A 1,105-nucleotide genomic window follows, 5' to 3' on the forward strand; every position below is an offset into this window, starting at 1 on the left:
GGAGCAGCCGATGAGTGTCGGCACGATGTCCCCGGTCTACTACGACCCTTTCGATGTCGCGATCGATCGGAACGTGCACGCCATGTGGCGCCGGATGCGGGAGGAGCAGCCGGTCTACTGGAACGAGCGGTACCAGTTCTTCGCGTTCAGCCGGTTCGAGGACGTCTGGACGGCGTACCACGACACCGACACGTTCAGCTCGGCGCACGGCGTCCAGCTCGAGACCCTGGATGAGCCGGTCGGCTTCCCGATGGTCATCTTCATGGACCCGCCCGAGCACGACGTGCACCGCAAGCTGGTGAGCCGGGCCTTCACGCCGCGGCGGATCGCCGCGTTGCGCCAGCACATCGGCGAGCTCACCGACCGGTACCTCGACCCGTTCGTCGGGTCGTCGGGTTTCGACTACGTCGCGGACTTCGGCGCGCTGCTGCCGCCCATGGTGATCGGTCACATGCTCGGCCTGCCCGCGGACGAGCGGGACATGGTCCGGCACTGGTTCGACGAGATGCTGCACCGTGAGGAGGGCCAGGAGCCCGGCGCGACCAACGCGGCGGCGGTGGAGGCCGGGGCGAAGGTCCACCAGTACGCCGCCGATCTGATCGCGCACCGCAAGAGGCACCCCGGGGACGACATGATCAGCACGCTGGTCGGTTCCGAGGTCGTGGAGAACGGTGTGGCCCGCACGCTCACCGACTTCGAGCTGGCTCTGTTCGTCGTGCTGCTGGCCGGCGCGGGTGTGGAGACCGTGGCCCGGCTGCTGAGCTGGACGGGCGTCACGCTCGCCCGCCACCCCGAGCAGCTGGCGCTGCTGGCCGCCGACCCGTCGCTGGTGCCGGGCGCGATCGAGGAGCTGCTGCGTTACGAGGCGCCGTCGCCGGTCAACGGCCGTTTCACGCTGCGGCCGTACTCGCTGCACGGCGTCGACATTCCCGCCGGGTCCAAGGTGCTGCTGCTCAACGGCAGCGCCAACCGTGACCCGCGCGAGTTCACCGACCCCGACACGTTCGACGTGCGCCGCGGGATCCAGCGGCACATCACGTTCGGGTTCGGCGCCCACTTCTGCCTCGGCGCGGCCCTGGCCCGCATGGAAGGCCAGATCGCGCTC

1 protein-coding gene is annotated in these 1,105 nt (G+C 69.7%); it reads left to right on the forward strand.

The window, feature by feature from the left end; translation table 11 throughout:
* Nucleotides 1-10: 10 nt before the first annotated feature.
* Nucleotides 11-1,105: cytochrome P450 (locus tag I6A81_RS00080; RefSeq protein WP_203008566.1), on the forward strand; the 1,095-nt coding region annotated here is incomplete at its 3' end.

Source organism: Frankia nepalensis (genome assembly GCF_016786325.1).
Lineage (GTDB): Bacteria > Actinomycetota > Actinomycetes > Frankiales > Frankiaceae > Pseudofrankia > Pseudofrankia nepalensis.